This is a genomic window from Bacillus sp. AP50 (assembly GCF_040492675.1).
Lineage (GTDB): Bacteria > Bacillota > Bacilli > Bacillales > Bacillaceae_G > Bacillus_A > Bacillus_A cereus.
Window position 1 is genome coordinate 1 of sequence record NZ_JBEUTW010000586.1, and the last position, 4,028, is coordinate 4,028.

The window sequence follows — 4,028 nt, forward strand, 5'->3', positions numbered from 1 at the left end:
GCATAGAGCATTTTCTTTTGTTTTTTTATTTAATAGTAAACTTATCTTTTACTTTTTTAGGTAAATCTGTTTTCTGAATCTCTTCATAGGACTTTACTTCAATTGATGATATTTCATTGTTGCTATTATCATCTTGATCTACATAAAGGCGTAAAAACGCGTCTTCATTTAATTTATGATTGTTTTCTTTTTTTGTACTTCTAAATGTAATTTGTTTTTTGACGCCATCTTCATCAAATGCGGACAGCGTATAGTTTCGTAAGTTTCTATGATCTACTTTTTCGATAGTTCCTTCGCCTTTTATCTGCATGTAATATACATCTTTACCAATTCTATTTAGTGACGCTCTCTCACAGCCAATAGTAAAACTAAAAAATAATAAACATAGTGTAATAATTGCTAAAAACTTTTTCATTTTCTTTATCTCCTTTAATGTGTTTCTTTAAAAAGTATACGACTATTATTAAATGAGAAAAATCGATGTAGATTACAACGCCCTTACAATGTTGTAAGAGTGTTGTACATAAAATGAACAATAAAAGTTAAAAGAAAGATAAAATAATGAATCATGGTATAATGATATGAGACTTACATATTATTTTTTCATTTTGAGAGGAGCTTGAAAAATGTATTCTACTTTAGAACAATTAACAAAGCACCCTGTATTTTTTCATTTTGCAGAAATTTCAAAGATTCCTAGAGGATCAGGTAATGAAAAGGAAATTAGTGATTATTTAGTGGGCTTTGCAAAAGAGCGTAACTTAGAAGTCATTCAAGATGAAGCATTAAATGTCATTATTAAAAAAGAAGCAACAGCTGGTTATGAAAATGTACCAGCTATTATTATTCAAGGTCATATGGATATGGTTTGCGAAAAAAATCAAGCAACAGTACATGATTTTGAAAAAGATCCAATTGAATTACGAATCATTGGGGACATGTTATATGCAAATCAAACAACTTTAGGTGCTGATAATGGTATTGCAGTTGCGTATGCATTAGCTTTATTAGATTCAAAAGAAATTCCGCATCCAGCACTTGAAGTCGTTATCACTACTGAAGAAGAAACGACAATGGGCGGAGCTTTTGCTATTGATCCAAATCATTTTGAAGGAAAGATATTTATAAATATTGATTCTGAAGAAGATCATAAATTACTTGTAAGTAGTGCAGGTGGTGCGAAAGCTGTTGAAACAATTCAAGTAATTTGGGATGAAACGCCAGCGAATATGGATGCATACCGTATATATGTTGGTGGTCTAAAAGGCGGCCATTCTGGTATGGAAATTGATAAACAACGCGGTAATGCGAACAAAGTATTAGGACGAGTATTACGTGATTTATCAGTACATACGGAGTTTTACATAAGTGAAGTTCACGGCGGATTAAAAACGAATGCAATTCCGCGTGAAAGTGTAGCTACAATTTTAATTCGTACAGAAGATGTAGGACAAGTAGAAGAAAAACTAGAATCATGGACACGTGTATTACAAGAAGAAATGCGTGCTGTTGATCCAGATGTTCATGTTACACTGACAAAATTGGATGAAAAAGTTGAAAAAGTATTTGCTAAAGAGACACAAAAGCAGCTTATTTCATCATTATTCTTAATTCCAAATGGCATTCAAAGTATGAGCATGGATATTAAAGGTCTTGTAGAAAGTTCAACAAATTTAGGCGTTATTGAAACGTTGCAAGATGAAATTAAATTACGTAACGAAGTGCGAAGTTCTGTAAGTAGTTTAAAACAACATGTTGCAGAAGAAATCAAATATATTGCTGAATTAGTTGGTGCTACATTTGAAATAGAGTCAGAGTATCCAGAATGGCCATACAATCCAAACTCACAAATTCGTAATTTATTTGAAAAAGTACATCAAGAAAAATACAATAAAGAAATTGAAATCTTCGCTGTACATGCGGGGATTGAGTGTAGCGCATTCGTTCAAAAGATGCCTGAATTAGATGCAATTTCATTCGGACCAGACATTTTCAACGTCCACACTCCAGATGAACATATCAGTATCTCTTCTGTAGTGAATAACTGGGGATTCTTCATTGATGTAATGAAGGGTACGAAAGAATTAGCTAAGTAATAACGACGAAATAAAAAGGAGTCTATAAAAATTTATAGGCTCCTTTTTTGTATTGGAATTTATCCCACTATTTGCCGGGCAGCCCGATTGGTTCAACTAATAATCAGTGGGGGATGAATAAAACCACTACTGATTAAAGTTTCACTTTATGAGAAGTCATTTTTCGTTAGTATGTAATATTAAGCTTGAACAATTAATAAGGATGAATTGTTGATGTTTTTTAGTACTGATAAAGGGGTGGAGAAATGAAGGGAAGAAATCATTTTATTGTTTGTATGTTTTTATTGTTTTTCACATTTAGTTTTATTGGTGTTCAGAAAATAATAGCAGAAGAAGTTGAATTTTCAGGAACAACAGCTCCATTGAATGTAAATGTTAGAGAGGCAAAAAGTTTAAATGCAAATATTGTAGATGTGATTCCCGGAAATACAAAAGTATCTTTTAAAGGATGGGAGTATGGTGAAGCGGTTAAAGATTACTGGACAGGAAATTTAGATAATCGTTGGTTTTATTATTTTAAAGATGGAAAAAAAGTATATGTAACGTCAGCGTATATTAATGGAAATCCCCCAAGTACACCAACAGACCGTAAATTATCTGTACCTAACATATTACAAGAAAGATCAAATTGGTGTTGGGCAGGCACTTCGGTTTCAGTTTTAAATTATTTTGGGAAAACTCCTTCACAAGATCAGTACGTTAGGTATGTTAAGGGTGGATCATATAATAATCCTGCAACTTCACGTGAAATACAATATGGATTATCGGGATATGGTGTTAGCTCAGTTATAAGTTCTGGAGCAAAATCTTATGATTGGTTCAAAAGTCAAATTAATAGTAATCAGCCGATGATTGCACTCATTATGTGGCAAAATGGAGCTAACATCGGACACTTTCTAGTACTTGATGGATTTTATAAAGGGACAAATGGAACAGATTATATAACATACATGGACCCTTGGTATGGTGATTATTATAATCATAATTTCAGTACGTTCCATAACAATAATAATTTTTGGTGGAGTGAAACTGTTTATAATATCCATGCAAACTAATAATATTAAAAGCGGGGGTTCATAAATGGGAAAACTACTTAAGCTTGTGATACTGTGCATGTGCTTAATGACTGTTATTATTTTCGCTAGTAAAATTAGTTATGCATCAAAAAATAAAAGTGAATCAGTACAATCGATCGCATTAAAAGATTATCAATATAGTAAGGGAAGTTCTTCTGAAAATTTAAGTTTTGAAAAAATAACAACATCTCCATTTTCGTTACCAATCTATGAAACAATTCCAGCACAGCAAATTTTAAATAGCTCTGAATTTAAGAATTTACTATTACCAACAAATGAAAAGCTGTGGTTTATTATGAAGGGTGAGCAGCCAGAAGGACTAATTGTTGCGAATGATACTGAACCGATTCGAACGGGCGGAGAAAATAGAAGTAAAGATTTATATGGATTATATAAAGCAATAAAAAATAATACAAATGAAACAAAAGATATTAGTTATTTCGAATTTGAAGGGCAAGGAATATTGGTAGTAAATCAAAATAATGATCAAGAAATATACCTTAGTAAAGGTGCCGCTGCCATATTAAAACTTCCTGCTGGTCAAAAAGTATTGAGCAGTGAAGTAATACAGAAAATGAAAGAGAGAATTGTAACTGGTTTTGAATAGTGGTAATATTTGATTTTTTTTGTTTATACAAGGTTGAATAGGGAACAGGATCAATGGTAGCATTAGGGCATCTTTACTGTTTGAAACCTAATAGTGTATATAAAAAGGTTAGAGAAGTTAATTCTCTAACCTTTTTATATTAATGTCTGAAATTTAAAAAGTGATGGAGTAAACCAAATAATAAAAGTTTGTCTGCTCTTCTATTTTTATTTGCAATTTAAACTCGTTATATTCAGCTATCTATTGTAC

The 4,028-nt window shown here is 31.8% G+C and carries 4 protein-coding genes; 3 read left to right on the forward strand and 1 reads right to left on the reverse strand.

Translation table 11 applies throughout. From position 1 onward, the window contains the following. Positions 1-25 precede the first annotated feature (25 nt). The gene (locus tag ABWK52_RS26940) at positions 26-415 is read right to left on the reverse strand and encodes a YxeA family protein (RefSeq protein ID WP_000713865.1); all 390 of its coding nucleotides are present in this window, start codon (positions 413-415) and stop codon (positions 26-28) included. A 211-nt stretch (positions 416-626) separates the two neighbouring features. Between ABWK52_RS26940 and pepD the strand changes: the two genes are divergently transcribed. The 3 genes from pepD (at position 627) to ABWK52_RS26955 (ending at position 3,779) form a co-directional block, all read left to right on the forward strand. Next, positions 627-2,096 carry a beta-Ala-His dipeptidase gene (pepD, locus tag ABWK52_RS26945; RefSeq protein WP_000287515.1) on the forward strand — a complete coding sequence of 490 codons (1,470 nt, stop codon included), beginning with the start codon at positions 627-629 and terminating at the stop codon, positions 2,094-2,096. Between the two features lie 245 nt (positions 2,097-2,341). Next, positions 2,342-3,151 carry a papain-like cysteine protease family protein gene (locus tag ABWK52_RS26950; RefSeq protein WP_098542459.1) on the forward strand — a complete coding sequence of 270 codons (810 nt, stop codon included), beginning with the start codon at positions 2,342-2,344 and terminating at the stop codon, positions 3,149-3,151. 25 nt (positions 3,152-3,176) lie between these two features. Next, positions 3,177-3,779 carry a hypothetical protein gene (locus ABWK52_RS26955; protein WP_000517260.1) on the forward strand — a complete coding sequence of 201 codons (603 nt, stop codon included), beginning with the start codon at positions 3,177-3,179 and terminating at the stop codon, positions 3,777-3,779. Positions 3,780-4,028 lie beyond the last annotated feature (249 nt).

Coding starts and splice junctions, on each gene's coding strand:
- ABWK52_RS26940 (WP_000713865.1), bottom strand. CDS start 415: ATGAAAAAGTTTTTAGCAATTATTACACTATGTTTATTATTTTTTAGT.
- pepD (WP_000287515.1), top strand. CDS start 627: ATGTATTCTACTTTAGAACAATTAACAAAGCACCCTGTATTTTTTCAT.
- ABWK52_RS26950 (WP_098542459.1), top strand. CDS start 2,342: ATGAAGGGAAGAAATCATTTTATTGTTTGTATGTTTTTATTGTTTTTC.
- ABWK52_RS26955 (WP_000517260.1), top strand. CDS start 3,177: ATGGGAAAACTACTTAAGCTTGTGATACTGTGCATGTGCTTAATGACT.